Origin of the sequence: Clostridium folliculivorans, assembly GCF_024341905.1 — a bacterium.
Classification (GTDB): Bacteria; Bacillota; Clostridia; order Clostridiales; family Clostridiaceae; genus Clostridium_AR; species Clostridium_AR folliculivorans.
On record NZ_BQXY01000012.1, the window covers coordinates 61,603 to 88,199 of the forward strand.

The window sequence follows — 26,597 nt, forward strand, 5'->3', positions numbered from 1 at the left end:
TTTAGACAAGCAATTGGCAATTAAATATTAACAAACAAATATCTCAATTTAAATAAGTGTTGAGTAGTCAGCTAAAGTAAAGGCGTTAATGATTATGAAAAAGAAACCATTTTAGCAATGACTAGTAAAGAATAAGAAAGTGGCAAGTTAGAAGTACAGGGTTTTGGTTAACTTATGAAATTAGCACCTACTAAAGTTATAGTAGGTGCTAATTCTAATTTTAAAAAGCATAGTTTTAAAAAACACGATTATTAAATTATTTCTTAAAATTTCATTTAGCTTTTATTGATTGAAGTAATTTACTAAAAAAACCGGTTTCATTTTTAGAACTCATTTCAATTTCATATTGAGTATAGTAGGCATCTTGCATTACTCTTTTGAAATCTTTTATTTCTTTTATTAAACTCTCATTACCATCCAAAGAAGACTTAGAAAATTTATCAAAATTACTTTGTAAATGAAGTTTTAATTCGTTATTCTTAAGGTGAATCTTTTCAGAAATGACATCTGAAGTATTTGTCAAAAGATTTTCTTGTAGCTCTCTGTTAATTTCCTTAAGGTTCTCGAATTTTGAGTCAAGATATTGTTCAATCTCCGTTTGGAGGGTTTGTTTAAATTCATTAAGACTTTTACTTTGAGTCTCAATGATTGATGAAGTAATATTTTGAACAATTAGTAAGTTGGCATTTTGTATATCTTTAATAAATTCAGCTTTGAAGTTATCAAGTTGAATTTGTTGTTCTTGCTTAATTGATTCAATAAGATCTTCCACTGATAAGAGATTGCTTTCTAAATACTCAACTTCAGTATCATCTAATGGTAATTTATTGTAGTAGTCTTCAATTTCTTTAAGAGTCATACCTCTATTTTTAAGTTTTATGAGAAGTTCTAATTTATCAACATCATTGTTTGTATAGCGTAATTCTTTATGAACTATTTCTATTTTAAGAAGATCATCAAATATATTTGTATAATATTTAATGTTGCCAATGTCTTCCTTTAGTAAATCAGCAACCTGATCAATAGAATAGTATAATATGTTGCCTCTTTTTTTATTTTGAATTCTATAATCAACTTTTTGAGAATCTATATATTTATCTTTATTATCCATAATCAATCCCCCCATATACTTTTCGAGTGTATTACAGGTAATCTTAAGTAAAAAGTATAATTATTTTAAAAAAATAATTAAATATGTAATGTTGGAAAGATTTTATCCGATAATATAGGTATAGAACAAGGCAAGGGAGAGTTATTATGGAAAAAGGAAAAATGTTATTAGTGTCATTAGGACAAGGTGCCGGGAATATAGTAGATGGATTATTGAGTAGAAATTCTAGGTATAATGGACTGTTTTTAAATAGTAGTTTGTTTGATGTTAAGCCATTAAAAAACGCTGATATGTCAAAGAATGTATATGTATATCCAGGAACAGATGGTTCAGGAAGAGATAGAAATAAATCCAAAGAAATGATAAAGGATAATATTAATCCAATAGGTACACTACTAAGTAAGTATCCTCTAACAGAAGTAGTTGTAGTATTTACAACAATGGCTGGGGGAACAGGCTCTGGTGCAATAAAAACCTTTATACAAATAGCGAAAAAGGTATTGCCAAATGCAAAAGTAAATGTAGTAGCAATCTTACCTAGCTTAAAGGAAGATGAATTAGCATTTAAGAATACCATAGAATGCTGGAATGATATAAATAATATTATGGATTTAATAAATGACGTCAAATTTGTAGACAACAATAAGAGAAATACATATAAAGAAATTAATAATGAAGTTATTGAAAGTTTAGATTTAGCATACAACATAATAGGGATTCATGCTGATGGAAGCATAGATAACAAAGATTCCTTTAGAATAAATACTGCAGAGGGATCAGGTTTAGTATTAAAACTATATGATGGTTTAAAGGATGCTAAAACTGCTGTTGATTTAGCTATACAAAATAGCGTATTTGTTCAACCAGATACATATGAGTGCGACTATCTAGGAATCAATCTAAAAATTGATGGATATGATCCATATGAAGTATCTAAATTATTTGAAGTTTATAGAAGCACTTATATAACGTATAATAATAAGAATAATATAGTAGTGCTTGGAGGTTGTGAAACTCCAACAGAATCAATAAAGTTAATTAAGATGGCTTTAGAAGACAAGAATAAAAGGAAACTTTCAAGAAACAGAAAAAGAAGTGTTATAATTGATTTAGATACAGATAGTGAAGAAAGTAAAGAAGAAATTGATGGACTTAACGATTTGTTTGAAGATAATTATGAATTTTAGTTTTAGGTAGAGTGTTAAAAAAAGGGTGCTAAGAATATTTTGGGTATAAAAAGAATTCTCAGGTTTTGGGGATTCTTTTTATTTTTATTTGTCTGCAATAAAGTTCTAATAATATATTAGAACGATCGTTTATAATATAAAAGTTGGTAAGACCTTGAAAATTCTAATGTATACAAGCACATTTAGAGAATTATAACATAATATAATTCTGTGAAATTATAAAAAGAAGGAATAACATGTATAATAACTATTGGGCTTACCCAAATCCATATTTCAATAACATGGCAATGTATAATCCATATAATATGTACTATGGTTATTACGCTTATCCTAATAATTATCCCTATAACACACCAATGTATCATCACCAACATTATAATCAATACCAAAATCAGTACCATAATCCATACCATAATCAGCAATATAGAGATTTTGAGTCATATTATGTTCCTTTCAATGATGAAGAGGTATACGGATTTAGATCTGATACACCACAACCAACAGCTGTTGGTGGTGGAAGTCCAGTTACCCTAAAAGATTATGGTCCACAACCTTATGTTGTTAATATCAATGAAGCTACAAAGCAAAACAATACTTTCCGTACTGCTTTATGGACAGGTAGACATCTTCAAGTTACATTAATGAGCATCAATATTGGCGATAGTATTGGACTTGAAATTCACCCTAATGTTGATCAGTTTTTAAGAATTGAACAAGGACAGGGGATTGTTAGAATGGGAAAGACTAAAGAGAAAATGGATTTTCAAGCAAATGTGGCAGATGAATTTGCAATCATGGTTCCAGCTGGTACATGGCATAATGTAATTAATACAGGGAATGTACCTCTTAAACTATATTCTATTTATGCACCACCTCAACATCCACATGGCACTGTTCATGTGACTAAGGCTAATGCAGAAGCTGCTGAAGCAAAGAAACGTTAATTAGTAACAATAATCCTAATGTTTTCATCATTTACTTGAAGGAAATATATTGATATGTTATGATGATTTTATAAAACTAAATATGTACTTAGAGATATACTATTTTCATGTGAATTTAATTTTTTAAAGCGTATGATATGAATATACATGCTTTGAAAATGATTTTCGGATTGAAGCAGTACATCCTTAACACAGGGGTGTTGGATTTTGCCAACTGAGATTAAGAACTGCAATTCTTTGACCCTAAAACCTGAACTGGGTAATGCCAGCGTAGGAAGTTGTTTATTTGAAATGTTAACTTAAGCACAAATCCTATGGATTTGTGCTTTTTTGCTGTATAGAAATTGATATAGTTTTTATGTTAGCTAAATCTAGTAACTTCAATTGATTTAACAGCTTTTTATGCCATACAGTAAAAAATAAAACTTATTCGTCTGCTAAAGTTTCCTAATATAAATTTGGAAAATGAAGATGTGTTAAAAATCACTTATGAAATGTGTATTAGCTATTTTTATTTTCAGCAAATGAAGACTATAAAAAACTATATCTAATACTAAAAGAGACCAATATTGGGTTTAAAATGAATAACCTGGAGGTAGATTAACAAATGGAAATAAATAAAAAGGTTTCAGAAGCATTAAACAGCGTAAGGAAGAAAACTCCTTTAGTACATCATATAACAAACTACGTAACTGTAAATGATTGTGCCAATATAACCTTAGCAATAGGTGGATCACCAGTTATGGCTGATGATATCAACGAAGTATGTGATATGGTTTCACTAGCTTCAGCTTTTGTTATAAACATTGGAACTTTAAATAGCAGAACTGTTGAAGCAATGCTTCAAGGCGGAAAAAGAGCTAATGAATTAAACATTCCTGTAGTTTTAGATCCAGTTGGCGCTGGTGCAACAGCATACAGAACAGAAGTTGCAAAGAGAATACTAGATGAAGTTAAGTTGTCAGTTGTAAGAGGTAACCTTTCTGAAATAAAGACTCTATACGGAATAGAAACTCAAACTAAAGGAGTAGACTCAGGTGAAACTATAGATGAAAATGCTGATGAGTTTACAATTGCAAAAGAAGTGGCAAAAAACTTTGCTAAAAAGTTAAACACAGTTGTTGCTATAACTGGAGCGGTGGACATAATAACAGATGGAGAAACATTATATACAGCTCATAATGGACATAAAATTATGGCTAAAATTACAGGTACAGGTTGTATGTGTACATCATTAATTGGTTCCTACTTAGGAGCAGCAGACAGTGCACTTATAGCAGCACTTGCAGGTATTACTTCTATGAGTATTGCTGGAGAAGTTGCTTACGAAAATCTAGATAAGAATAACGAAGGTACAGGTACATTAAAGTCAAGAATAATAGATGGTATATACAATTTAAATGAAAATGTAATAATTGAAAGAGGCAGAATAAATGAAGAATAATATAGACTACAAGCTTTATCTTGTGACAGATAGAGGAATATTAAAAGGAAGAGATATAACTGTTGCTGTAGAAGCTGCAATAAAGGGTGGTGCAACTCTAGTTCAGCTTAGAGAAAAAGATATAACTACTTCTGATTTTTATAAGGTTGCCTTAAAGGTTAAAGAAGTTACAAGCAGCTACGGGGTACCTCTCATAATAAATGATAGAATCGATATTGCACTAGCAGTTGATGCTGAAGGAATTCATGTAGGACAAAGTGATATGCCTTGTGAAATAGTAAGAAAAATAGTTGGAAAGGATAAGATCGTAGGTGTGTCTACTTCCACTATTGAAGAAGCTAAAAAGGCAGAAAAAGATGGAGCTGATTACATAGGTGTAGGAGCCGTATTTCCAACAATCTCAAAGGATGATGCAAAGTCAGTATCTATAGAATTACTTAAAGCAATAAAAGAAAGTGTAACTATTCCAGTGGTAGCTATTGGTGGTATTTCATCTAAGAATGTAGCACTTCTAAAACCTGCAAACATAGAAGGTGTGGCAGTAATATCAGATATTTTAGGTAAAGATGATATTACTTTAGCTGCGAAGGAATTGAAGGAATTGATATAAACTTGGCTTATATGTAAGATTATTAAGAAATCAAAGGCTGCTGTTTTAGGAAAAGTGTACATAATTCTTATAGTATGGATATATTTTCCAGGAAATAGTAAGCGCAAGTCAATTAAATTAGAAGGATAATGAGGAAATATAAATTTTATTTCTTTATTATCCTTTTTTTATGTAAAATATTTGTATACATATTTGAATATAGAACGTCTTAGTAATAGATACCTAAATTAAAACCATAAGGGTGACCTGTAAAAATATAACTTTTTATAAGATTATTGTTTGTATTTGGGTATAAGGTTTACTTAATGAAGCGCTTCAAATTAAAGGAAATAAAATTATGGCTATATTTAGACAGGGTGATAATTTTAAACTTTACCGAAAATATTTACTTTATAGAGGGAGGAAAGAATGAGCTATGGATTAATTAACGAGATGTTTGAGCAAAAAATGAAGCTCATTCATAAGTATTTGATAAAGCTGGGCTGCAGCCAAGACAATGCTGAAGATATAGTACAAGATACCTTCTATAAAGCACTAAAGTACATTGATGGAATACAAGCTGATAAGATGTCTTCATGGCTTTTTAAGGTTGCAATTAATAAATATTATGATTTGTGTAGGAAGAACAATAGGCATATTCATATGAGCATAGACGAAGATATTTTTAAAGAAACCTTACATGACAGCAAACTAGTTGAGGACTTTATATTAGATTTAGAACAAAAGGAAGAAATTCTTAAAGCTTTAAATTCTATTAGTGATATTCACAAAAATCTATTGGTATTTAAGTATGAAATGGGATTATCTTATAGAGAAATCGCAGAGCTTTTGGACATAAATGAGAACACTGTGAAGACTTATTTGTTTAGAGCCAGAGAGCAGTTTAAAAAGGTTTGGAGGGATAGATTTGAAAAGTGATGATGAAAAATTAAAAGAGTTGTTTAATACTAAAGAAACAACCAATTTTGCTAAAACAATAAGGAAGGCTAAAGTCTTTTCTATATTAAAAACAGTGCTATTGAGTTTAATGATAGTAATTATTTTAAGCTTTGTAGTACTAATATCTAACGCAAAAATTTTAAACAATATGGCACAACAAAAACAGATGGATTTAAGAACATGGTATGATATAAGTATGCCAAATGCTTATATAGGGAATATGCAGTATGATGATAGGCTTTTTACGGGGGAAATAGATTATGTAAGATATAGATTCTTAGGTAACAAACCTATAGCAGATGGAAGCTATAAGGAAGGATATGGATTTCTATTAATTAATGGAATATACGGTGATTTAGGATATCAATTGTTTGCTGGTAGTGGTAATTTGAATGAAATTACAAATTATAATATAGCTGGAAAGCGAATTATGAAGTTTTATCACCCTTCTGTAAAATATGATAATTATATAAATAATTTAGATGTTGTCGATAAGATTGGTGCGAATAAGCTAGCGGAGATGTCGTTATCTTTTGATAAAGCATATACAGTAGATGAAGTAAGAGCAATGCTTCCTAAAGAGGTTACTTTAAATTGGTATTGGGTAGATACTTATAATGAAAAGGAACTAAGTATGGCAGAGATATCTGATAAAAATGAAAAGAGCATTAAAGAGAGTGTAGTGTTTGAAGAAAATTATGTGTATGGTATGAAGGCCCTAGACTTACTAGGAAATAAGATTGATAAACCTGAAGAAATGTTCATTGGTGCAATTAGTAGAGGAAGTAAAGATAAAAATGTCGCTTTTATATATAAAAATATATTTAACAAATTGAGCGAAGGTAAAGGTGAGGTTAAAAAAGAAAATCTAAAGATAATAGGTGTAGTTGTAAGTGGAGACACAGATTCCTTAAAGAAGTTGAAAAATCAAAATTATATAAAAGCGGCTACTTTAGGGGCCGTTGCAGATAAATATTAAAGGGGGGATATCGGTGAAAACATACTTAAAGCTTGAACTAAAAAAAACCATATTTTCGTGGAGGACTATGATTTCGATAATAATAGTTTTAGCATCATTAGCTATACCGTTTTTAGAAGAACTAAGATTTCCTTATCCAGGTTTAGATGGAGTTGATTATTATATAAGGATATCACACTTCTCATATATAGGTTATATAGGACCTGTAGTAACGGCGTTAATTTATTCAACTTCAATAATCAAAGATAAAGATAAAGGTTTTATAAGTAAGCTTATGGAAATTATAGATCTAAAAACATATTATAAGGTCAAACTAACAGTGAATAGTATAGTAACCTTTATTGTATTTGCAGTATGTCACGGATTTATGATAGTGTGGCTTATTATGATGCATGGAGTAAAGGCGCCATCAGCAGATAGAGTTAATATCTCGGCATTTCCAAGTATTTATGATCATTCAAAGATAATCTATATTATTATAATACTACTAATAGTATCCTTATCCTCAGCGGCATTTTCTACTTTCATCTTTGGGATTACCACTGCTACTGAAAGTAGATTAATAGCATATATAGTACCTATTTTTTATGTAATACTAACAGGTGTGTTTTTTTCAGCATTATCACTAAATACTGTAGTCAATTTTAATATAATATATCAATTTAATTTGGTAATCGGTAACGGTGCAAAAGTATATAATGTTTTAATTTATGATTTAGTGCTATTCATAATGGGAGTGGCGCTGTTATATAAATTTGGTTATAAGAGAACATCAAAGTTATATAGTGAAAATTAGAGATGGTTATAGATCGAATTAAATAACTAGGATATTATAAAAATAGTCTGTAGAAAGATATTAATCTTATTACAGACTATTTTTATTCTACTGAAATTACAATTAAACTCTTTTTATATTTATTTTTGAAACTCAATCATTTATAAACTCAGTCACAATCTTAGCCATATCCTCATCACTTTGCTTCATTCCATCTTTGGTCCATCTAATTAACACATTAAATAGCCCACCTGCCATATATTCAATCCAAAACTTCTGCTTCTCTTCTGGATAGTCCTTATTGCAATCAACAGATTTGGATAAGGCATGAAGGAAATCAATACACTTTTCAAGGAGCATGTTAATCAAATCGGATCGGATAAGATTAGAGATTAATTTTTCATGTTCTCTGAAGTAAGAAAAATACAGACGCATATTTTCATAAAGATCTTCTTTTCCTCTATTTAATATTTCATTAGAGTAATTCATCAGAAGTTCATCAATGTAAGTAGTAATTATATCCTCTTTGAAATTATAATTTCTATAAAACGCCATCCTTGATACACCGGCTTTTGAGGTTATCTCGGTGATTGAAATATCTTTAAAGTTTTTTTGCTCCATTAAAACCATAAGTGCAGTAAAAATACTTTCTTTTGTAAGTTGATTTTGTGAATCATTATATTTATTCGCCATAAACATTATCCTCTCTTTTGTAACGTCTAGCTGCTATTCTATTGAAATGATATTTTACATACATTATACTTTATTCATTGAGATGTTACAAATGAAACATCTAAATAAAGGGGGATATTATGAAAGTATTATATTTTACAGCAACAGGAAATAGCTTATATATTGCAAAGAGTTTTGGAGGAGAAACTTACTCTATACCTAAACTAATGAAAGAAGGTAAGTTTGATTTTGAAGATGAAAAGATAGGGATAGTATTTCCAAGCTATAATAATGGAGTTCCGAAGTTAGTAGAAGAATTTTTAAATAAAGTGAAACTTAAAAGCAAATATATATTTGGTATAGTAACTTATGGAATGTATGCAGGAGCTACAACGAGGCATCTTATAGAAATAGGTAAAAGAAATGGAATTGAATTTTCTTACGTTAATGAAATAGTTATGGTAGATAATTTTCTTCCAGGCTTTGATATGGATAAACAGTTAGAAAAATTACCTAAGAAGAAAATAGAAGAAAATCTAATTTCAATAGTAAAGGATATTAAAGAAAGTAAAAGATATGTAAAGAAGCATTCCATTATTTCTAGTGGCATTAGAGTATTAAGCAAGAAGTTTATTTCTCATGATAAGTTTCAAGATAATTTTATTGTTGAAAATAATTGCAATGGCTGTAAGACCTGTGAGAAGGTATGCCCTGTGAATAACATAAAGGTAGATAAAAAACCAACTTTTATGGACAACTGTCAGAGTTGTTTAGCTTGCACACAGAACTGTCCTAAAAATGCAATAAGAGTTAAAAATGAAAAGAGTAGAACTAGATTTAAAAATGAAAATATTACTTTGAAAGAAATAATAGAGGCAAATAATTAAGTAGTACAATTAGATTAAACATAGTTAAAATAATAGATGCTTAGAATTGATTGGTTCTAAGCATTTATCTATTGTAGTAAATTTAAGAAATTCTATAAACTTATATGTAAGATTTGGTATAATTAATCTGTTTTAAGCATTTCGTGGCATTTGTTGCAAGGGAAATCATTTTTAAGGCATACATCAATGTCACAGGAAGAGGTTTTTTTGATGTATCCGACACCCCATTCCATTATTTGAGACATAACGGGAATAAAACTTACTCCAATTTCAGTCAAGGAATACTCAACCTTTGGAGGTACCTCTCTATATACTTTTCTATTTACAAGTCCATCATGTTCTAGTTCTCTTAACTGTTGAGTGAGAACTCCCCGTGAAATTGATGGCATTAGTCTTTGAAGTTCATTGAATCTACGAGTTTTATTATGAAGAATCCACAAAATTGATAATTTCCATTTTCCCATCAGTACATTTTGAGTAACATTTACAGGACAAAGATGCGAAGAATTATCCATAAAAATCCTATCCTTTCACAATAGTCACATAAACATGACTATGTAATATTAAAGTGCGTACTTGTATGATGCTTAATAGCACCTTATTATTATACTTATAATAAATAATCAAATCAACGAGGTAATAGAAATGGAAGAATTATTGAAGCTTTTAAAAGAAAATCCCAATGGAGTTATTGCTACAGTAGATAACGGAAAGCCTAGAGTTAGACCTTTCGGTTTTATAATGGAGGAGGAAGGAAAGTTATATTTTTGCACAAATAGTTTGAAAGAAGTTTATAAACAATTAATGGAAGTACCATATATTGAGTACTCAGTTACAACAAAGAATATGGTAGCTATTAGAATAAGTGGAGAGATAAGTTTCTGTGATGACTTAATAATCAAAGATAAAGTTCTTAATGTACACGAACCTGTAAAACTTGGTTATAAATCTGCAGATAATCCTATATTCAAAGTGTTTTATATAGAACATGGAATTGCAACGATCTCAGATTTTTCAGGAAAACCACCTGAGAAGATAGAATTTTAATAAATAGATAAGCAACAAGAATTAAGTGTATTAATTATAAAAAATTAATGTTTATATTATAAATGGTGAACTTTCTAATAATTTTGTACGTCTACTAAGTAGAGAATAAAGAGGAAAGGGGCATGTTTATGAAAAGAAAAAATGTAAAATTGCTTCTATTGACGGGGGTTCTTCTACTGACGATTATATTATTATTTAATTTAGTAACTTATAATAGTAACAATACGTTAATCAGCAAGTCATCGGATATGTTTCCAAGTATTAAAGATGTTAGAGTAGCAAAGATATTAGAAAGACATGTAGGGCCAAGTGAGTATAGTTTTTTTTATTTTGATTTAACTAAAGATGACCAAAAAAAAACTGTCACAAATATTCTTAAATGGCTAAATGAAAGTAGTAACAATATGAAGAAGACTGATAAAAGAATGATTGGCGGGTTTGGAGGTTATACACCAACAGTTTTAATTTTAGAATTTACCAATAGAAGCACTTGCTATATTTGTGCTGATTCATCTAACCTAATAGTAAATGGTTATTATAAAAACAACTCGCTTTTAATAGAGAAATGTCCTCAAATAGTACAGTTCATTAATACTGACTGGGAGAGTTTAAAGTTAAACATGACAAAAGATATAAAATAAGTATATTAAAACATTTATTTAATTTTTATTAATATGTACTTATAAAGTGTACATTAAAAAATCCCGTACGTATAACTTTTTAACTTTGGTTAAAAGTTTATGTACGGGATAAAGTTTATTTGATTTTATTAGAATTCAAATATTTTTTCAAATCATTCTTTAGCATCAAGAAATAACTAGGTATTGCATATAACAATATACCTATCATGAAGATCTGAGGCACATAATTGCTAAATAATACTTCTAGTCCATCGCCGAAGTAGTAGGCACCAAGTCCCACTAAAAATAAATTTAGTATATAAAATACTACGTTTATATTTAGTTTAGAGAAACCTTTAGCTACTACATAAACGATTAGAGCTGCACAAACTAAACCTGACAAAGCCGATACAGCGACTAGTAAAGGAGAATTCGTTGAACTAGTTAGAATAAACAATACAGATTCTAAGAATTCTCTGAAAAATGTTATAGCTGCAACAATGAAAACGCCTTTCTTACTTAAAGAAATAAATCGTTGATCAGGAGTAGTAGTTAATGATTTGTTTTTTCTTAAAAGCACCACACTGTATAATACTAATATCGCTAATATTACACCTAGTATACCGTCGAATAATTCTCCTGCAGACCCTTCTAATAAGGCAGCTTGTGAGAATATTATTGAGCCGAGTATAGTTGCTAGAATAGCTCCAACGGCTCCCCCTTGATATACACTCTTACTCATTTCATGCATCTTGTTTTTGTTAAAGTAGATTGCTAGAGGGATAATAACCAAGAAGATTTCAATACCTTCTCTTAAGCATATTAAAAATGGTGCAAGCATGGCTTTTCACCTCCTACTTGCTGAGTTTATATTTATATATGTAATATATGCTGAATTGATATAAAGTGTTTCAACAATTAAATGCAAATTTTTACATATAATTTTTGTGAACTTTTTTGATATACGTCAGATACTAATTAATTAAGAATAGTTCAAATTATAGAGATTATATATATGAAGTGAACAGTTTCTGTAGATTTACATAGAAATATATAATTTAAATAATAAAAGTAAACATGGTATACTGTTGCATAGGCGGATAATAAGGATGTATCTAAAGCTAAAGGTAATGTTTATAAATGAACATTTTAACATAGAATACTACCATTATATTCGACAAAATAGTTATATAATAGGTTGGCATACAATAGAAATTTAGTAGAAGAGATAGATATAATAAATGTGTTAAATAGGATTCTAGGCAATCTTCATGAGATACTAAATCCAATTAAAGAACGAAGAGGTCATTAGTAAAGAGATAGTAGTTTTCAAACAACTTAGGACTACTATCTTTTATTTGTAATAGCAATTAATTATTATAAATTTAAGGTGTGTAATTTAAAGTTATTACATGATTGAGTAATCCAATTCATACCCGTCTGGTGTTACTAGCTGTATTAATTTTTGAGAAGTCGGAATGTTCTTTATATCTATATCTACTACTGTAAGTCCTTTTCTCAATGGTTCTCCGATTACGCAAATTTGATTCTTATAGTATTTTATAGAGGTAATATTGAAATCAAAAACAATAATTCTAACAACATAAGGATATGCAGTGCTAAAAGCTTTTTTATTGATTGGTGAAGAATTACTTAAATCTCCTGGTAAAACTAATTCATTTGATAGATCATACCACACAGATAATCCTCCAGAATAGAGAAAAAGTTTATGTTGTTGATTAGCTAGGTTTACTGGCATATAACTCCATCTCCAATATGAACTATGCCATTGCTGAGCATATGCAGGTCTTTGAAAATCCAAATCTTTATATATTGATACGAAAGGTATATCAATACCATCCTTCAATACTGATGAAATAGGTTCAAGGTTTCTTTTAAAGTTGTTCATATCTCTATCACGAAGCAATTGATAGTCATATATAGTTTTTGGAATAATAGGTTCCATCGTCCTCAATTTGTCTTCGCATGTTAACGGTGCATTTAAATTTTTAGAAATTACAACACTTGATGGTTCTAAAGTTGTCAAAACTGATAATATGAAGATGCATAGTGATGCTTTTTTCATGATATCACCTCCTTTCATTTATAGTATAGCTATTAATCTAAATAATAAATCTCATAAAAATCGATTAACTCTATATAATAAATGCTCTAGATTTTCAATAGAAAAAGCATATTAATTTTTTACGTAAACTTCTTAAAAATGAATAACTCTAAGACTAAAGATATTAGTCTAGTTATAGAGTTGTTAATCTAAATAGCATCTGCTGCATAACTATTTAATTTCAACACGTGCTTTAACAGCACCATTATTTAATGATATAATCATGGTTGATAAATAAAAAATAATAGTTGTTAACATAAACATCTAGGAGGAAGTATGGCAGATAGCAAAGATTTGAATAATAGTGCAAATACATCATCAAAGTCTTTAGGAGAACAAATATCCGAAAGAATTGTTGAATTAATTATAAATAATGATTGGCAAATTGGAGATAAACTACCCAATGAATATGAGCTTGCCGATATGCTCAGTGTAGGAAGAAGTACAATTAGAGAAGCTATAAAAGCATTAGTTTCAAGGAATGTATTAGAGATTCGAAGAGGAGCTGGCACCTTTATCTCTCAAAAGAGTGGCATAGCTGACGATCCACTTGGGTTAACTTTTGTAAAAGATAAAATAAAGTTATCTTTAGATTTATTGGAAGTGAGATTTATGATAGAACCATCCATAGCATCAATTGCAGCAGTAAAGGCTACGGATGAAGAAATAGAACGCATGTCTTTTTTGTGCGACGAAATAGAAAAGCTTATAATGAAAAATGAACCATATTTAGATTTAGATGTAGAGTTCCATACTGCAATAGCTAAAAGTAGTAAGAATCAAGTGATAGGAAACCTTATTCCTATCATAAATAGATCAATTATGATGTCTATTGATGTCACCAATCAAAAGCTGAGAAATGAAACTATTGAAACTCATAGAGAGGTTTTAAACGCAATTAAAGCTCACAATTCTAATGACGCACATGATGCTATGCTATTACATTTGGTATATAATCGCAGAAATATCAGAAATATTATTGAAAAACAGAAAAATGAATAATTTAAATGATAGAAAAGACATATGATTTTTAATAAGATCAGATGTCTTTTTATATTTTATTTTCAGAAGACATCAGATGAATGTGTGCAGTTAAAGATAAAAAACCATCATAAACAAGTTTTATAATGCGATATTGACAAATTTATTAGATGTGTTACTATAAATACATCAGATGTATTTATACGGTTTCAAAAAAAAGATTAAGGAGAGACATAGTATGATTAGTCAAGATATTAGAAAAATTGCTCCAGAGATGGATCCACTTCGTAGAGGAATGGGCTGGACAACAGAAGATTTAGAAAAACCTCAAATTATAATAGAAAGTACCTTTGGGGATAGTCATCCTGGTAGTGTGCATCTTTTGGATTTTGTAACTAAAGCTGCACAAGGTGTGTCTGAGCTTGGTGGTAAGCCAGCTAGATACTTCGCAACAGATATCTGTGATGGTATGGCTCAAGGTCATGATGGTATAAATTATTCATTAGCTTCTAGAGATACACTTACAGCACTTATAGAAATTCATGCAAATGCAACTCCATTTGATGCTGGAGTTTTTATATCAAGTTGTGATAAAGCAGTTCCTGCACATCTTATGTCAATCGGAAGAATAAACATTCCGTCTATTATTGTCACAGGTGGTGTAATGGAAGCTGGTCCAGACTTATTGACTTTAGAACAAATAGGTGCTTACAGTGCAATGTGTAAGCGTGGAGAGATAACTGAAGAAAAACTAACTTACTACAAGGAACATGCATGTCCATCCTGTGGAGCTTGTTCATTCATGGGAACAGCAGCAACAATGCAAGTTATGGCAGAGGCTTTAGGATTAATGCTTCCAGGAAGTTCATTAATGCCAGCTACCTGTGAGGATTTGAAGGATGTTGCCTTAAAAGCAGGAAGACAAGCTGTTGAATTAGCAAAACTTAATCTTAAACCAAAAGATATGGTGACAATTAAGTCCTTTGAAAATGCAATACTAGTACATGCAGCTATATCAGGTTCAACAAACTCATTGTTACACTTACCTGCAATAGCTCATGAATTTGGGATATATATAGATGAAGAAACTTTTGATAGAATCCACAAAAATGCACATTATCTATTAAATATACGTCCAGCTGGAAAGTGGCCAGCTCAATACTTCTACTATGCTGGTGGAGTGCCTGCAATAATGGAAGAATTAAAGCACTTGCTTCATTTAGATGTAATGACGGTTACAGGTAAAACTTTAGGTGAAAACTTAGAAGAATTAAAAACTAATGGTTATTATGAAAAATGCAATGCATATCTTGAAAAGGTTGGAGTTAAAAAGGAAGATGTCATAAGACCATTTAATAATCCATTTGGCACTAATGGTTCAGTATCAATATTAAAAGGAAACATAGCTCCTGAAGGTGCGGTAGTAAAACATTCTGCAGTTCCAAAGGTAATGCATGAAGCTGTATTAAAGGCAAAACCTTTTGATAGTGAAGAAGAAGCTATAGATGCGATTTTAAAGAAAGTAATTCGCCCGGGAGATGCGGTTTTCATAAGATATGAAGGACCAAAGGGAAGTGGAATGCCAGAGATGTTCTATACAACAGAGGCTATTTCCTCAGATGAAGAGTTATCTGCAAGTGTAGCTTTAATTACTGATGGTAGATTCTCAGGTGCATCCAAAGGACCTGCTATAGGACATGTTTCTCCAGAAGCAGCAGTAGGTGGACCTATTGCCTTAGTTGAAGAGGATGATTTAATAGAAATAAGCATTCCTAAGAGACTTCTGCAAATTGTTGGTATTAAAGGTACAAGATGTAGCGAAGAAGAAGTTGAAAAAATACTTGAAGAACGTAGAAAGAACTGGACTCCTAGAAAATCAAAATATGAGTCTGGGATACTAAAAGTATTTTCAGATAATGCAGTTTCACCAATGAAGGGTGGATATATGAAGTAAAGATGTACCACTTCGAACCGGAACCTATTTTTAAAACTCTCACGGATCCTGGTGAGAGAATTTAAAAATAATAAGTTTTATTACGAAGTTGTACATCCATATACAGTAAAGATACTATATATAAGATGGGGTTGAAGATATGATTAAGATTAAAGTATTAAAAGCATTAGAAAAGTGTGGAGTTGTTGCAGTTGTTCGTGGCAATACTAAAGAAGTTGGAGTAAGTATTTCAGAAGCTTGTATAAAAGGAAATGTTAAAGCTATAGAAGTAACGTATACCAATAAATTTGCTAATGATATCATAAAAGAACTATCTGATAAATATGAAAATGATGATGAAGTAGTAGTAGGTGCTGGAACGGTTTTAGATCCAGAAACAGCTAGACTTGCAATTTTATCAGGAGCAAAATATATTGTTTCTCCATCCTTTAGTGAAGAAACAGCAAGACTTTGCAACAGATATAAGGTACCATATATACCAGGAGTTATGACAATAAATGAAATAGTTAAAGCTCATGAAATAGGTGTGGATGTAGTAAAAGTATTCCCTGGTAATGCTTTTGGACCATCATATATCGGAGCTATAAAAGGACCGCTTCCATATGCAAACATCATGGTAACTGGTGGCGTGAATTTAGAAAACATAGATGTATGGAAGAAAGCCGGCGTTGATTTAGTTGGTATCGGTGGAGAGTTAAATAAGCTTGGTGAAGACGGTAAATTCGATGAAATAACAGAGCTTTGCAGTAGGTATGTGGATAAGTTTAATGAGGTGAGAGGGTAGTCTTATGAGAGTAGCTGGCTTTGGAGAGATAATGCTGAGATTATCTACAAATAAGGGTATGATGATTACAAATTCTAATTCCTTTAATGCCCATTACGGTGGAGGAGAAGCAAATGTACTTATTTCATTGACTAAGTTTGGTATTGATTCAAGATATATATCTAAAGTCTCAGATGATTCTATAGGTGATGCAATCATAAATTATTTAAATAGCCATAGAGTTGAAACAAGTTTTGTTTCTAAGGGGAAAGATAGAACAGGTATATATTTTTTAGAAGTAGGAAGTGGAAATAGAAGCTCAAAGGTAATATATGATCGTAGTAATTCGGCGTTTAGTAACTTAAAGTTTGGAGAAATAGATATAAAAGCAGCCTTAAAAGATGTGGATGTATTTCATTTTTCAGGTATAACCTTGGCTCTTTCAGAGGAAATAAGAAAGTTAACCTTGGAAATATTAAACCACTGCAAGGAAAATAATATATTAGTAAGCTATGATTCTAATTATAGGGCTAAGCTTTGGAGTTTAGAAGAAGCTAGTAAAGCAACCTTTGAGGTCTTACCTTATGTAAATATATTGTCTGCTGGAATATTAGATGCGGAAAATATTTTGAAGATGAACTGTGAATACAAAGATAAGTATGAAAAGTTAAAGTATTACTATGATGAAATCACTGAGAGATATCCAAATATAAAACATATCTTCTCTTCAGTTAGAGAAATGAAGTCGGTGTCAGTTAATACGCTGCAATGTAATTATTATGATAATAAAATGCTTTATTCATCAAAAGTGTATACCATTGATGATATAGTAGATAGAGTTGGTGGCGGAGATGCATTAACTGCTGGTATGCTTTACGGCATATTAAATAATAAGGCACCAGAGTATACTGCAGAATTTGCTACTTGTGCATCAGTTTTGAAACATAGCATACATGGTGATGCCAATCTGGTCTCAAGGATAGATATAGAAGGATTAATGGACAAAGGGATAAGTAGAATAGAACGTTAGTTTATTTAGGATTTCTAGAATGAAGTTTTTAATAAACCATTATAATTTAAAAAAATTATGATGGTTTATTTTTTTTATTAATTTGCTGGTCTTTTCTAAATAAAAATTATTATATTAAAATAAGCAGTAATAAGTAATAACAAGTGATAATAGATAAAAAAACTATACAAAGCTATATGCGCAAGGAAAGCGATTAATACTTAGCATTAAGTAAGAGTTTCTTGCAAAGTCATTATTGACTATTGTGTTACAATGATATAAAATGAAGTTAAACAATAACAAATAATAATAAACGATAAAGATAATAACTATTTTAAATACAATTTACTTTGCTATGTTTTTACCAAAAGACCAGTGAGAGGGGGACTTACTACTATGATAAAAACAACCGTGTGTGAAATAGAACATTATGCAGTTCATGATGGTCCAGGAATTAGAACTGTTGTGTTTTTAAAAGGATGTCCACTGAAATGCTTATGGTGCAGCAATCCTGAAACTCAAAGAAGAGAAAATGAACTTTATTATAATAATTCAACTTGTGTTTTGTGTAAAAAATGTATACATGCCTGCGAATATGATGCTTTAACTTCTAATGATCAAGCCATAGTAATAGATAGGAATAAATGCATAGCTTGCGGCAAGTGTGCAGATGTGTGTCCTACAAATTCTCTTAGACATGTGGGTAAAAACATGGAAGTAGAAGAAGTGTTTAAGGAAGTATCAAAGGATGTTCTGTTTTATAGACAATCTGGCGGAGGTGTAACAGTGTCTGGTGGAGAAGTTCTCATGAATGCTGACTTTGCAATTAATCTATTTAAACTCTGCAAAGATGAATGTATTCATACTGCTATAGAAACTACCGGTTATGGAAGCTTTGAAAAGCTTAAGGAATTAAGTGAGTACACTGATCTTGTTCTTTTTGATATAAAACATTCCAATGATAAAGTTCATAAAGAGCTTACTGGAGTTGGAAATACTTTGATACAGGAAAACTTAAACAAGTTATCAAAGCTTGGAAAAGAAATCATAATAAGAATACCTTTAATCCCGGGTATTAATGATGATGAGGAGAATATTAAAAATACTGTAGAAATAGCTAAGGCTAACGGCATTAGGGAAATTCATATTCTTCCATATCACACCTTAGGATTAGATAAATATAGAAGACTTAAAAAAGACTATAAATTAACTGCTATAAAAAAGCATGAACCAGAGTATCTTGAAACCTTAAAAAAGCTTGTAGAAAATTCATCAATAAAATGTATTATAGGGGGATAACATTTATGAAAAATTTTGTACTTCAAAGTGAAAGAATTAAGAAACTTAGAGAGTCAGTACTTTCTCAAACACCAAGTGTATGTATAGAAAGAGCAAGGTATATAACTGAAGCATATAAGGAAAACGAGGCACAGCCTGTTTATATAAAGAGAGCTAAAGCAGTAGAAAAGATTTTAGAAAATATGAGTATTTATATTAAGGCTGGTGAGCTTATAGTAGGAAATCAAGCATGTGAAGAAAGAACTGCTCCAGTATTTCCAGAGTATGCAGTTGATTGGATAGAAAAGGAGCTTTTAGAAAAAGGTAATTTTAATAAAAGAGATGGGGACAACTTTTATCTTCCAGAAAAGCATAAAGACGAACTTTTAGAAATAACAAAGTACTGGAAGGGCAAGACTTTAAAAGATAAATGTATGGCAGTAGTACCTGAAGAGGTTAAGACAGGCTTTGAGGTTAAGGTTATACATGGAGAAGGAAACATGACTTCAGGTGACGGGCACATTGTTCCAGACTTTGAAAAAGCAATTAAGCTTGGGCTTAATGGAATTATAAAAGAAGCCGAAGATAGACTAAAGAGAATAGATATAAGTGAAAATGATGCTCTAAGAGAAAAAGCATTTCTTGAATCTATAGTTATAACAAATAAAAGTGTAATAGCCTTTGGAAAAAGATATGCTGAACTTGCCAAAAAGTTAAGCCTATCAGAGGAAGATGAAAGCAGAAAGGCAGAGCTTTTAAAAATTGCTGAAGTATGTGAAAGAGTACCTGCTGAGCCTCCAACAAATTTCTATGAAGCTGTTCAAATGATATGGTTTATTCACTTGGCTATTCAAATAGAAAGTAATGGTCACTCTGCTTCCTTAGGAAGATCAGATCAATACTTATACTCCTTCTATAAGAAAGATATAGATAATGGAACAATAACTAGAGATTTTGCTAAAGAATTATTGCAATGTTTATGGATAAAGCTTTATTCTATATTAAAAATAAGATCAACATCACACTCAGGTTATGGTGCTGGTTATCCAACCTACCAAAACGTTACTATAGGTGGTTCAAATGCTGATTATTCAGATGCAGTTAATGATTTAAGCTTTTTAATTCTTGAAAGTGTTGGGGAGGCAAAGCTTACTCAGCCAAACCTTTCAGCAAGGGTCCACACTAATACTTCTGAAAAATTTATAAGACAATGTGCAGAAGTTGTTGCTACTGGCTTTGGAATGCCAGCTCTTCATAATGATGAAATAATAATTCCAGCACTTCTTGCAAAAGGTGTAGAGTTCAAGGATGCCTTTAACTATACAATGGTTGGGTGCGTGGAAGTAGCTGTGCCAGGAAAATGGGGCTATAGATGTACTGGGATGACCTTCTTAAATTTAATTAAAGCTTTTGAGCTTACTTTAAATGATGGATTTGATAAGAGAACAGGACATACTATGCTTTCTGGGAATGGATCACTAAAAGATTTTAAGACTTATGAGGATTTGTGGAAAGCATGGGAGAAAAATATTGAGTATTATACAAAGTTATCTATTGTTTCAGATAAAGTTGCAGATACTAATCTTCTAGAATTCCCTGATATGCTTTGTTCATCTTTAATTGATGATTGTATTGAGAGGTGCAAAACCGCAAAAGAAGGTGGAGCTGTTTATGATATAGTAGCTGGACTTCAAGTTGGACTTGCAAATGCAGCTAACAGTTTTGCAGCTTTGAAAAAAGCAGTTTATGAAGATAAGCTTCTTACAATAGAGCAAATTATAGAAGTGTTAGATAATGACTTTCAAGGTGAAGAAGGAGAAAGAATTAGAAGATTACTAGAGAATATAGCTAAGTATGGAAATGATGAAGATTATACCGATAATATAGCTGTAGAGGTTTATAACACTTATATTAAGGAAATTAGTAAGTACAAGAATACTAGATTTGGTAAAGGCCCAATAGGCGGTAACTACGGATTATCAACCTCAGGTATTTCATCAAATGTTCCAATGGGATGTGTTACAGGAGCAACTCCAGATGGAAGAAAAGCATGGACTCCAGCAGCAGAAGGATGTTCGCCAGTTCAAGGCACAGATTTTAAGGGACCAACTGCAGTACTAAAGACTGTTTCAAAGCTTCCAAATATATTAATGACTGGGGGACAATTATTAAATGTAAAATTCTCACCAGATCTAATAAATAACGAAGTAGGCTTCCAAAAGTTTGTTATGCTAATAAAGAGCTTTATTGCTATAAAAGGCTGGCATATACAGTTTAATATAATCTCTGTTGAAACTTTAAAGAAAGCAAAGGAAAACCCAGAAGAATATAGAGATATAATAGTAAGGGTTGCTGGATACTGTGCACAATTTATAACCTTGGATCCAACTACTCAAGATGATATAATTAGTAGGACAGAGCAAAAGTTTTAATACATTTTGAAATTAATGTGCTTATGCATATGGTACTTAAAGGTATAGTGTATTATGGTAAGATACCTAAACTTTAGGGAGTAATTAAATCTAGTAAAATTACAAAACTAAAATGGAATTTCAAGTTACTCTTAATAAGAGTTTAATAACACATATATGATAATTAAATATTTAAGTAGCATCAAATAAATTTAACGGAGGAATAAGAATATGAAATTTATAATAGACTTTGCAAATTTAGATCAAATTAAGGAAATGTACGAATATTATCCATTAGAAGGGGTTACAACTAATCCTTCAATATTAGCGAAGGAAGGCAAAAATCCTTACGAAGTATTAAAGGCTATAAGAGAATTTATAGGAGCAGAGGCAGAGCTTCATGTTCAAGTAGTTTCTTTAGAAGCAGAAGGAATGATTGAGGAAGCACATAGAATTCAAAAAGAATTAGGTAAAAACACTTATGTAAAGATACCAGTATCAAGAGAAGGTTTAAAAGCAATAAAAGCTCTTTCTGCAGAAGGTGCTAATATAACAGCAACAGCTATATACACACAGATGCAGGCTTATCTTGCTGGAAAAGCAGGCGCTCACTACGCGGCTCCTTATGTAAATAGAATTGATAATTTAGGTGCTGATGGAGTAAAGGTTGCAAAAGATATTCATGATATATTTAAGAAAAATGGCCTAAAGACAGAAGTTCTTGCAGCAAGCTTTAAAAATTCACAACAAGTTTTAGATCTTGCAAGATACGGAGTTGGAGCAGCAACAGTTGCACCAGATGTAATAGAAGGTTTAGTAAAATTGGATTCTGTGACAGCTGCAGTAGCTGCATTTACAAAAGACTTTGAAGGTTTATGCGGTGAAGGAAAGACAATGCTTGATTGTTAATATATTTTGTACATCTTTGGTAGTTAAAAGCTAAGATGAAATTAATATATATATAACGGAAGCTAAATTGTAATATACTATATAGTTAATAAACCAAAGCCCTTAAAAATAAATTTATATATTAAAAGCCACCTGTTAAGCAAATGCGAAGACAGGTGGATTTTTTCAGATATTACCGGGTTCTTTTGATTATTTTTGTTCTTTATTTCTATCAAATAAAACTTTTCCAGGACAAACTTGAGATTGGCCAAAATACTTACATTTTGCACAGCTTAAACATGCTCCAGTATCTTTTCCTTCTTTTGCGTCATTTGCCCAGTTAGGGTTTATAAGGACACCTCTACCGATATCTATTATGTCTACATTAGTTTCATTTAATATTTCTTCTGCTAGGGCAGGAGACTTAATGCTGTTAACTGCAAATACTGGAACTGAAACCACTTCTTTTATTTTTTCTGCAGCATATACAGTATGAGCATATTTGTATCCTTCAGCTATATTTACAGTCTGTTCGCCCATAAATCCAAAAGAAACATCAAGGAAGTCTATTCCGTTAGCATCTAAAATTTTAGCGTAGTGTAGTCCATCTTCTAGGGCTGGTTCGAAACCTGCTAAACGAATACCAACAACAAATTCTTTTGGAGTAACATTTCTAATTCCATTGATAATTTCTATTACAAACTTTTCAGGAGTGATACCATATTCATCAGTTCTCTTATTTACATTTTTATTTAGGAACTGGCTTATTAAGTAGCCATGACATCCGTGAAGTTCAATACCATCGTATCCAGCTTTATAAGCTCTTGCTGCGGCTTCAATAAAATCCTTTTGAATAGATTTTATATCTTCTATAGTCATCTCACGACCGATAACAGTTCTAAAAGGACCTTTATATTCGTAAGCACTTGGACATACTGGGGTTTCTGATATTGAAGTTACGCCTGCATGATGAATTTGAATAAATATCTTACTTCCTTCTTCATGAACTGCATTAACAATTTCTTTTAGTCCTTCAATTTGTTCATCTTTCCAAATTCCAAGTTGCCTTTCCATTAGTCTACCATCTATGTTAACACAAGTAGCTTCTTGAATTATTAGTCCTGCGCCACCTTTAGCTAATTCTCTATAGCGTTCTACATTTCCTGAGGTTACATATCCATCCTCTGCTAGTCCAATAACCATTGGAGGAACAGCAATACGATTCTTTAGTTTTACGTTTTTAATACTAAACTCTGAAAATAACTTTGTCATTAATCCACACTCCTATTTAACTATTCATTTACAGTTAATATATTATTTAATATTCTACTATTATATTTTACTAAGGAATGAAATTGCAAGTACACACATTTTTATGCCTTAGGTTAAGAGCGAGTAACAGATGAAAGATTGTTCAATTGTAGCTTCTAAAAGCACATTTCCTAATAAACTATCGTTTAGTATATTTAAGTCCAGAATTCTCATTAAAGATAGTACCAATTCTAAAGTTACTATGGCTATAATTTTAAGTACTAATGATTTCATGATAAAGTTCGAATTCTGATTAACTGTTATCTTCCTCATCCCTACTACCTTTCACAATATAGATAAATCACTTAATTTAAATAATATACCTAAACATAGCCTGTTATTAAATCTATTTATAATTAAAACTTTTTATAATTAAATAATTATAAAAATATAAAAATTTATAGGAAAAATGCTGGTTTACAGATTGTTATGCAAATGAAAACGAAAATATATTTCAATCTTAACTAAAATATTAATACTAATGGTAACCACAAATTTATGATGAAATGACTAATTATATATCCATGTTGGGTATTTTAAATTGTTCAATTATAAATTCATAACTATTACAACAATACGGTGGTTATTCCAATAACTGGTATGATATAATTCTTATATATTAATCGTAGAGGTATGCCGTTTTTTAATAAGGTGTGATTTCATATATAGAAATACATACGAAACAAATTAAAAAGTAGGGGATGGTATTATAAAAATTGTAGTTTTGCATGGGCAGATGCATAAGGGCAGCACTTATAACATTACAAAACTTTTTTTAGATAAACTTTCGGATAAGAACCCTGAGATAACAGAATTTTTTATGCCAAAACATACACCAGGCTTCTGCGTAGGATGTTTTAATTGTTTTACCAAAGGTGAAGATGCATGCCCTCATGCTGATACTGTACAACCTATTGTTAAGGAGATGGAGAAAGCAGATTTATTGATTTTAGAATCACCCTGCTATGTATTTGGAATGAGCGGTCAGCTTAAAACCTTCTTAGACCATATGGGATATCGATGGATGCCACACCGTCCACATGAAAGAATGTTTAGTAAAATTGGGTTAGTTATTTCAACAGCAGCCGGTGCAGGAACAAGAAAGGTTACAAAAGACTTAAAAAACAATCTGTTCTACTGGGGAGTACCTAAAACTTATTGTTATGGTAAGCATGTTGGTGCTTTGAATTGGGAAACTGTAAAACCTGAGAAAAAGAAGCAAATAGAAAGTGAGGTCACAAAGTTAGCTGAAAAGATATCACGTGAAGTTTGCAATGTAAAGCCAGGAATAAAGACAAAAGTTATGTTTAAAATAATGAAAATGAACCAGAAGTCAAATGATTGGAATGCTACTGATAAAGAATATTGGATAAAAAAAGGCTGGATTAATGGAAAGAACCCTTGGTAGGGTATAAATGGAGCTGTGATTAGTATGGTTAAACTAGAAGAAAAATACAGGAATTCGACCTGTGCTGAGTTAAAAGCAAGTGATGGATCTGCAAAAATAGTAATCTATACTTACGGATATCAATATCCTGAAGCTACAAATAAATGGGATGGCGACTGGTATATGAACTATATTTTATTAGTCATCAATGGAGTTACTGCTGAGATTGATAAACCAATAATTGAAGGTAGAGTTTTAACTTATCTATTAAATGAACTTACTAGATTTAAAAAGTTTGAAATCAGCGATGTTTTTTCCTCATTTACAGAGCCTGAATTCAGTTTCTTTTTATCTAATGATTTATTAATTGATAAAAGCATTTTGGTATCAGGAGAACTAATTGAATATAAAGTTAATACAAATAAGGTAAAGGTTAAGTTTGAGTTTAAAACAAATTTAGATTTACTTGAAGAGTTTATCATTGGAATACAGCAAATACTCCAGGTATTTCCATCAAAATATTAATTATAAATGAAAGTGGGGCTAACAATGAAAAAGAATAATTGGGGAGCATATTTTGTGTATGCAGTAGTATTTTTTTGTTACATTGTACTAAGCAATAAGTTATTAATATCTGTTGATAAAGAAAAGCAGATGACGTTTCAAGTCATGCCATTAATTTTGTGGTCAATGTTTATTTTTATCCTTTTAGGGCTATTACTTGGACTAGAAAAGCTTATATTAGAAAGTAAAAAATACGGAAGGTGGAAAATTAATTTACCTAAACTTATATTTTTAGGAATCCCATCTCTTTATTTTTCTTTAGGAATACTCATATACTATTCGCCTGCTATTCCACAAGTTTTATCCTATCCAATCCAATTCTTTTTGCAGAATAACATTGACTTTTTTTCAGTTTTTCAAGTGATTTTTGGCTATGTAATTAGTTCGAGTTTTATTAAGGTGGAAGATTAATCAAAACTGTAAATGAATGAGAGGATATCTAGGAATGAATGATGTAGGTTTAATTTGTGCAACTCATGATTTACATGGAAGTAGTTAGCGTATATGTATGGTGATAGAAAGTTCAGATATCGTATTATTCAGAAATGAATTTTACGATATTTTTTTACTTTAAAATACAAATGGAGGATTAACGAAGTAATTATTATAGATGTACTCTTCAAATTAACTGTACTGTGAATGTTTTTTGAAAACTCAACAATAGAGCAAGTAATTATATAAAAATAAGTAGTAAAGCGTTGATTTTATAGA

Annotated in this window: 26 protein-coding genes and 1 riboswitch; of the genes, 20 read left to right on the forward strand and 6 right to left on the reverse strand. The window is 30.8% G+C overall.

All coding sequences use genetic code 11. From position 1 onward, the window contains the following. Nucleotides 1-271: 271 nt before the first annotated feature. Nucleotides 272-1,111: a helix-turn-helix domain-containing protein gene (locus tag OCU55_RS21430; protein ID WP_261854329.1), complete on the reverse strand. Its 840-nt coding sequence runs from the start codon at nt 1,109-1,111 to the stop codon at nt 272-274. Nucleotides 1,112-1,257: 146 nt separating this feature from the next. On the opposite strand from OCU55_RS21430, the gene OCU55_RS21435 reads away from it, so the two are divergent. From OCU55_RS21435 to OCU55_RS21465, 7 genes are all read left to right on the forward strand, one after another. Further along, nucleotides 1,258-2,298, forward strand: a complete 1,041-nt coding sequence (locus OCU55_RS21435) for an FtsZ/tubulin family protein (RefSeq protein WP_261854330.1) — start codon at nt 1,258-1,260, stop codon at nt 2,296-2,298. Nucleotides 2,299-2,534: 236 nt separating this feature from the next. Continuing rightward, a complete protein-coding gene (locus OCU55_RS21440; RefSeq protein ID WP_261854331.1) occupies nt 2,535-3,242 on the forward strand; it encodes a cupin domain-containing protein in 708 nt (235 codons plus the stop codon). Nucleotides 3,243-3,425: 183 nt separating this feature from the next. Next, a riboswitch (TPP riboswitch) is annotated at nt 3,426-3,537 on the forward strand. Between the two features lie 312 nt (nt 3,538-3,849). Then, nucleotides 3,850-4,686 carry a hydroxyethylthiazole kinase gene (gene thiM / locus OCU55_RS21445; protein WP_261854332.1) on the forward strand — a complete coding sequence of 279 codons (837 nt, stop codon included), beginning with the start codon at nt 3,850-3,852 and terminating at the stop codon, nt 4,684-4,686. Beyond that, complete coding sequence (thiE, locus tag OCU55_RS21450; RefSeq protein ID WP_261854333.1) at nt 4,676-5,296, forward strand: thiamine phosphate synthase; 621 nt, start codon at nt 4,676-4,678, stop codon at nt 5,294-5,296. Before thiM ends, thiE begins: the two co-directional genes overlap by 11 nt. Before the next feature lie 408 nt (nt 5,297-5,704). Then, entirely contained in the window at nt 5,705-6,214 is a 510-nt protein-coding gene (locus tag OCU55_RS21455) for an RNA polymerase sigma factor (protein WP_261854334.1), read from the forward strand. After that, a complete protein-coding gene (locus OCU55_RS21460; RefSeq protein ID WP_261854335.1) occupies nt 6,204-7,214 on the forward strand; it encodes an anti-sigma factor in 1,011 nt (336 codons plus the stop codon). The genes OCU55_RS21455 and OCU55_RS21460 overlap by 11 nt, the downstream gene beginning before the upstream one ends. 13 nt (nt 7,215-7,227) lie before the next feature. Continuing rightward, nucleotides 7,228-8,010, forward strand: a complete 783-nt coding sequence (locus OCU55_RS21465; protein ID WP_261854336.1) for a hypothetical protein — start codon at nt 7,228-7,230, stop codon at nt 8,008-8,010. Between the two features lie 132 nt (nt 8,011-8,142). Here OCU55_RS21465 and OCU55_RS21470 read toward each other — a convergent pair whose 3' ends face one another. Then, a complete protein-coding gene (locus tag OCU55_RS21470; protein WP_261854337.1) occupies nt 8,143-8,682 on the reverse strand; it encodes a TetR/AcrR family transcriptional regulator in 540 nt (179 codons plus the stop codon). Between the two features lie 119 nt (nt 8,683-8,801). Here OCU55_RS21470 and OCU55_RS21475 point away from each other — a divergent pair, with 119 nt between their 5' ends. Beyond that, nucleotides 8,802-9,548, forward strand: a complete 747-nt coding sequence (locus OCU55_RS21475) for an EFR1 family ferrodoxin (protein ID WP_261854338.1) — start codon at nt 8,802-8,804, stop codon at nt 9,546-9,548. Between the two features lie 122 nt (nt 9,549-9,670). Here the strand turns inward: OCU55_RS21475 and OCU55_RS21480 are convergent, their stop codons facing one another. Continuing rightward, entirely contained in the window at nt 9,671-10,063 is a 393-nt protein-coding gene (locus OCU55_RS21480; RefSeq protein ID WP_261854339.1) for a winged helix-turn-helix transcriptional regulator, read from the reverse strand. Between the two features lie 130 nt (nt 10,064-10,193). On the opposite strand from OCU55_RS21480, the gene OCU55_RS21485 reads away from it, so the two are divergent. Then, complete coding sequence (locus OCU55_RS21485; RefSeq protein ID WP_261854340.1) at nt 10,194-10,595, forward strand: pyridoxamine 5'-phosphate oxidase family protein; 402 nt, start codon at nt 10,194-10,196, stop codon at nt 10,593-10,595. Nucleotides 10,596-10,723: 128 nt separating this feature from the next. Beyond that, nucleotides 10,724-11,236 carry a hypothetical protein gene (locus tag OCU55_RS21490; protein WP_261854341.1) on the forward strand — a complete coding sequence of 171 codons (513 nt, stop codon included), beginning with the start codon at nt 10,724-10,726 and terminating at the stop codon, nt 11,234-11,236. Nucleotides 11,237-11,351: 115 nt separating this feature from the next. Here OCU55_RS21490 and OCU55_RS21495 read toward each other — a convergent pair whose 3' ends face one another. Further along, nucleotides 11,352-12,056 carry an FTR1 family protein gene (locus tag OCU55_RS21495; RefSeq protein WP_261854342.1) on the reverse strand — a complete coding sequence of 235 codons (705 nt, stop codon included), beginning with the start codon at nt 12,054-12,056 and terminating at the stop codon, nt 11,352-11,354. Nucleotides 12,057-12,623: 567 nt separating this feature from the next. Continuing rightward, complete coding sequence (locus OCU55_RS21500) at nt 12,624-13,301, reverse strand: hypothetical protein (protein ID WP_261854343.1); 678 nt, start codon at nt 13,299-13,301, stop codon at nt 12,624-12,626. A 315-nt stretch (nt 13,302-13,616) separates the two neighbouring features. Here OCU55_RS21500 and OCU55_RS21505 point away from each other — a divergent pair, with 315 nt between their 5' ends. The 7 genes from OCU55_RS21505 (at nt 13,617) to OCU55_RS21535 (ending at nt 22,645) form a co-directional block, all read left to right on the forward strand. Beyond that, nucleotides 13,617-14,342 carry a FadR/GntR family transcriptional regulator gene (locus OCU55_RS21505; protein ID WP_261854344.1) on the forward strand — a complete coding sequence of 242 codons (726 nt, stop codon included), beginning with the start codon at nt 13,617-13,619 and terminating at the stop codon, nt 14,340-14,342. 217 nt (nt 14,343-14,559) lie between these two features. Further along, nucleotides 14,560-16,275, forward strand: coding sequence for a dihydroxy-acid dehydratase (gene ilvD, locus OCU55_RS21510; RefSeq protein ID WP_261854345.1), 1,716 nt, complete (start codon nt 14,560-14,562; stop codon nt 16,273-16,275). A 139-nt stretch (nt 16,276-16,414) separates the two neighbouring features. After that, entirely contained in the window at nt 16,415-17,059 is a 645-nt protein-coding gene (locus OCU55_RS21515; protein WP_261854346.1) for a bifunctional 4-hydroxy-2-oxoglutarate aldolase/2-dehydro-3-deoxy-phosphogluconate aldolase, read from the forward strand. Nucleotides 17,060-17,063: 4 nt separating this feature from the next. Beyond that, complete coding sequence (locus tag OCU55_RS21520; protein WP_261854347.1) at nt 17,064-18,068, forward strand: sugar kinase; 1,005 nt, start codon at nt 17,064-17,066, stop codon at nt 18,066-18,068. A gap of 375 nt (nt 18,069-18,443) precedes the next feature. Continuing rightward, nucleotides 18,444-19,346, forward strand: a complete 903-nt coding sequence (locus OCU55_RS21525) for a glycyl-radical enzyme activating protein (protein ID WP_261854348.1) — start codon at nt 18,444-18,446, stop codon at nt 19,344-19,346. A 5-nt stretch (nt 19,347-19,351) separates the two neighbouring features. Next, nucleotides 19,352-21,757 (forward strand): glycyl radical protein, encoded by a 2,406-nt coding sequence (locus OCU55_RS21530; protein ID WP_261854349.1) that lies wholly within the window; start codon nt 19,352-19,354, stop codon nt 21,755-21,757. Between the two features lie 210 nt (nt 21,758-21,967). After that, entirely contained in the window at nt 21,968-22,645 is a 678-nt protein-coding gene (locus tag OCU55_RS21535) for a fructose-6-phosphate aldolase (RefSeq protein WP_261854350.1), read from the forward strand. Nucleotides 22,646-22,834: 189 nt separating this feature from the next. Here OCU55_RS21535 and OCU55_RS21540 read toward each other — a convergent pair whose 3' ends face one another. Then, complete coding sequence (locus OCU55_RS21540; protein WP_261854351.1) at nt 22,835-23,896, reverse strand: oxidoreductase; 1,062 nt, start codon at nt 23,894-23,896, stop codon at nt 22,835-22,837. Between the two features lie 754 nt (nt 23,897-24,650). On the opposite strand from OCU55_RS21540, the gene OCU55_RS21545 reads away from it, so the two are divergent. Genes OCU55_RS21545 through OCU55_RS21555 form a run of 3 tightly spaced genes read left to right on the forward strand, consistent with a single transcriptional unit; the run spans nt 24,651 to nt 26,297 of the window. After that, nucleotides 24,651-25,343 (forward strand): flavodoxin family protein, encoded by a 693-nt coding sequence (locus OCU55_RS21545; protein WP_261854393.1) that lies wholly within the window; start codon nt 24,651-24,653, stop codon nt 25,341-25,343. A gap of 24 nt (nt 25,344-25,367) precedes the next feature. Next, nucleotides 25,368-25,847, forward strand: coding sequence for a WapI family immunity protein (locus OCU55_RS21550; RefSeq protein WP_261854352.1), 480 nt, complete (start codon nt 25,368-25,370; stop codon nt 25,845-25,847). A gap of 24 nt (nt 25,848-25,871) precedes the next feature. Next, the gene (locus OCU55_RS21555; RefSeq protein WP_261854353.1) at nt 25,872-26,297 is read left to right on the forward strand and encodes a hypothetical protein; all 426 of its coding nucleotides are present in this window, start codon (nt 25,872-25,874) and stop codon (nt 26,295-26,297) included. The last annotated feature ends 300 nt before the right edge of the window (nt 26,298-26,597 follow it).

Excerpts from the sequence above, each read along its gene's own strand:
- OCU55_RS21430 (WP_261854329.1), bottom strand. The coding sequence starts at position 1,111 with ATGGATAATAAAGATAAATATATAGATTCTCAAAAAGTTGATTATAGA.
- OCU55_RS21435 (WP_261854330.1), top strand. The coding sequence starts at position 1,258 with ATGGAAAAAGGAAAAATGTTATTAGTGTCATTAGGACAAGGTGCCGGG.
- OCU55_RS21440 (WP_261854331.1), top strand. The coding sequence starts at position 2,535 with ATGTATAATAACTATTGGGCTTACCCAAATCCATATTTCAATAACATG.
- thiM (WP_261854332.1), top strand. The coding sequence starts at position 3,850 with ATGGAAATAAATAAAAAGGTTTCAGAAGCATTAAACAGCGTAAGGAAG.
- thiE (WP_261854333.1), top strand. The coding sequence starts at position 4,676 with ATGAAGAATAATATAGACTACAAGCTTTATCTTGTGACAGATAGAGGA.
- OCU55_RS21455 (WP_261854334.1), top strand. The coding sequence starts at position 5,705 with ATGAGCTATGGATTAATTAACGAGATGTTTGAGCAAAAAATGAAGCTC.
- OCU55_RS21470 (WP_261854337.1), bottom strand. The coding sequence starts at position 8,682 with ATGGCGAATAAATATAATGATTCACAAAATCAACTTACAAAAGAAAGT.
- OCU55_RS21475 (WP_261854338.1), top strand. The coding sequence starts at position 8,802 with ATGAAAGTATTATATTTTACAGCAACAGGAAATAGCTTATATATTGCA.
- OCU55_RS21480 (WP_261854339.1), bottom strand. The coding sequence starts at position 10,063 with ATGGATAATTCTTCGCATCTTTGTCCTGTAAATGTTACTCAAAATGTA.
- OCU55_RS21485 (WP_261854340.1), top strand. The coding sequence starts at position 10,194 with ATGGAAGAATTATTGAAGCTTTTAAAAGAAAATCCCAATGGAGTTATT.
- OCU55_RS21490 (WP_261854341.1), top strand. The coding sequence starts at position 10,724 with ATGAAAAGAAAAAATGTAAAATTGCTTCTATTGACGGGGGTTCTTCTA.
- OCU55_RS21495 (WP_261854342.1), bottom strand. The coding sequence starts at position 12,056 with ATGCTTGCACCATTTTTAATATGCTTAAGAGAAGGTATTGAAATCTTC.
- OCU55_RS21500 (WP_261854343.1), bottom strand. The coding sequence starts at position 13,301 with ATGAAAAAAGCATCACTATGCATCTTCATATTATCAGTTTTGACAACT.
- OCU55_RS21505 (WP_261854344.1), top strand. The coding sequence starts at position 13,617 with ATGGCAGATAGCAAAGATTTGAATAATAGTGCAAATACATCATCAAAG.
- ilvD (WP_261854345.1), top strand. The coding sequence starts at position 14,560 with ATGATTAGTCAAGATATTAGAAAAATTGCTCCAGAGATGGATCCACTT.
- OCU55_RS21515 (WP_261854346.1), top strand. The coding sequence starts at position 16,415 with ATGATTAAGATTAAAGTATTAAAAGCATTAGAAAAGTGTGGAGTTGTT.
- OCU55_RS21520 (WP_261854347.1), top strand. The coding sequence starts at position 17,064 with ATGAGAGTAGCTGGCTTTGGAGAGATAATGCTGAGATTATCTACAAAT.
- OCU55_RS21525 (WP_261854348.1), top strand. The coding sequence starts at position 18,444 with ATGATAAAAACAACCGTGTGTGAAATAGAACATTATGCAGTTCATGAT.
- OCU55_RS21530 (WP_261854349.1), top strand. The coding sequence starts at position 19,352 with ATGAAAAATTTTGTACTTCAAAGTGAAAGAATTAAGAAACTTAGAGAG.
- OCU55_RS21535 (WP_261854350.1), top strand. The coding sequence starts at position 21,968 with ATGAAATTTATAATAGACTTTGCAAATTTAGATCAAATTAAGGAAATG.
- OCU55_RS21540 (WP_261854351.1), bottom strand. The coding sequence starts at position 23,896 with ATGACAAAGTTATTTTCAGAGTTTAGTATTAAAAACGTAAAACTAAAG.
- OCU55_RS21550 (WP_261854352.1), top strand. The coding sequence starts at position 25,368 with ATGGTTAAACTAGAAGAAAAATACAGGAATTCGACCTGTGCTGAGTTA.
- OCU55_RS21555 (WP_261854353.1), top strand. The coding sequence starts at position 25,872 with ATGAAAAAGAATAATTGGGGAGCATATTTTGTGTATGCAGTAGTATTT.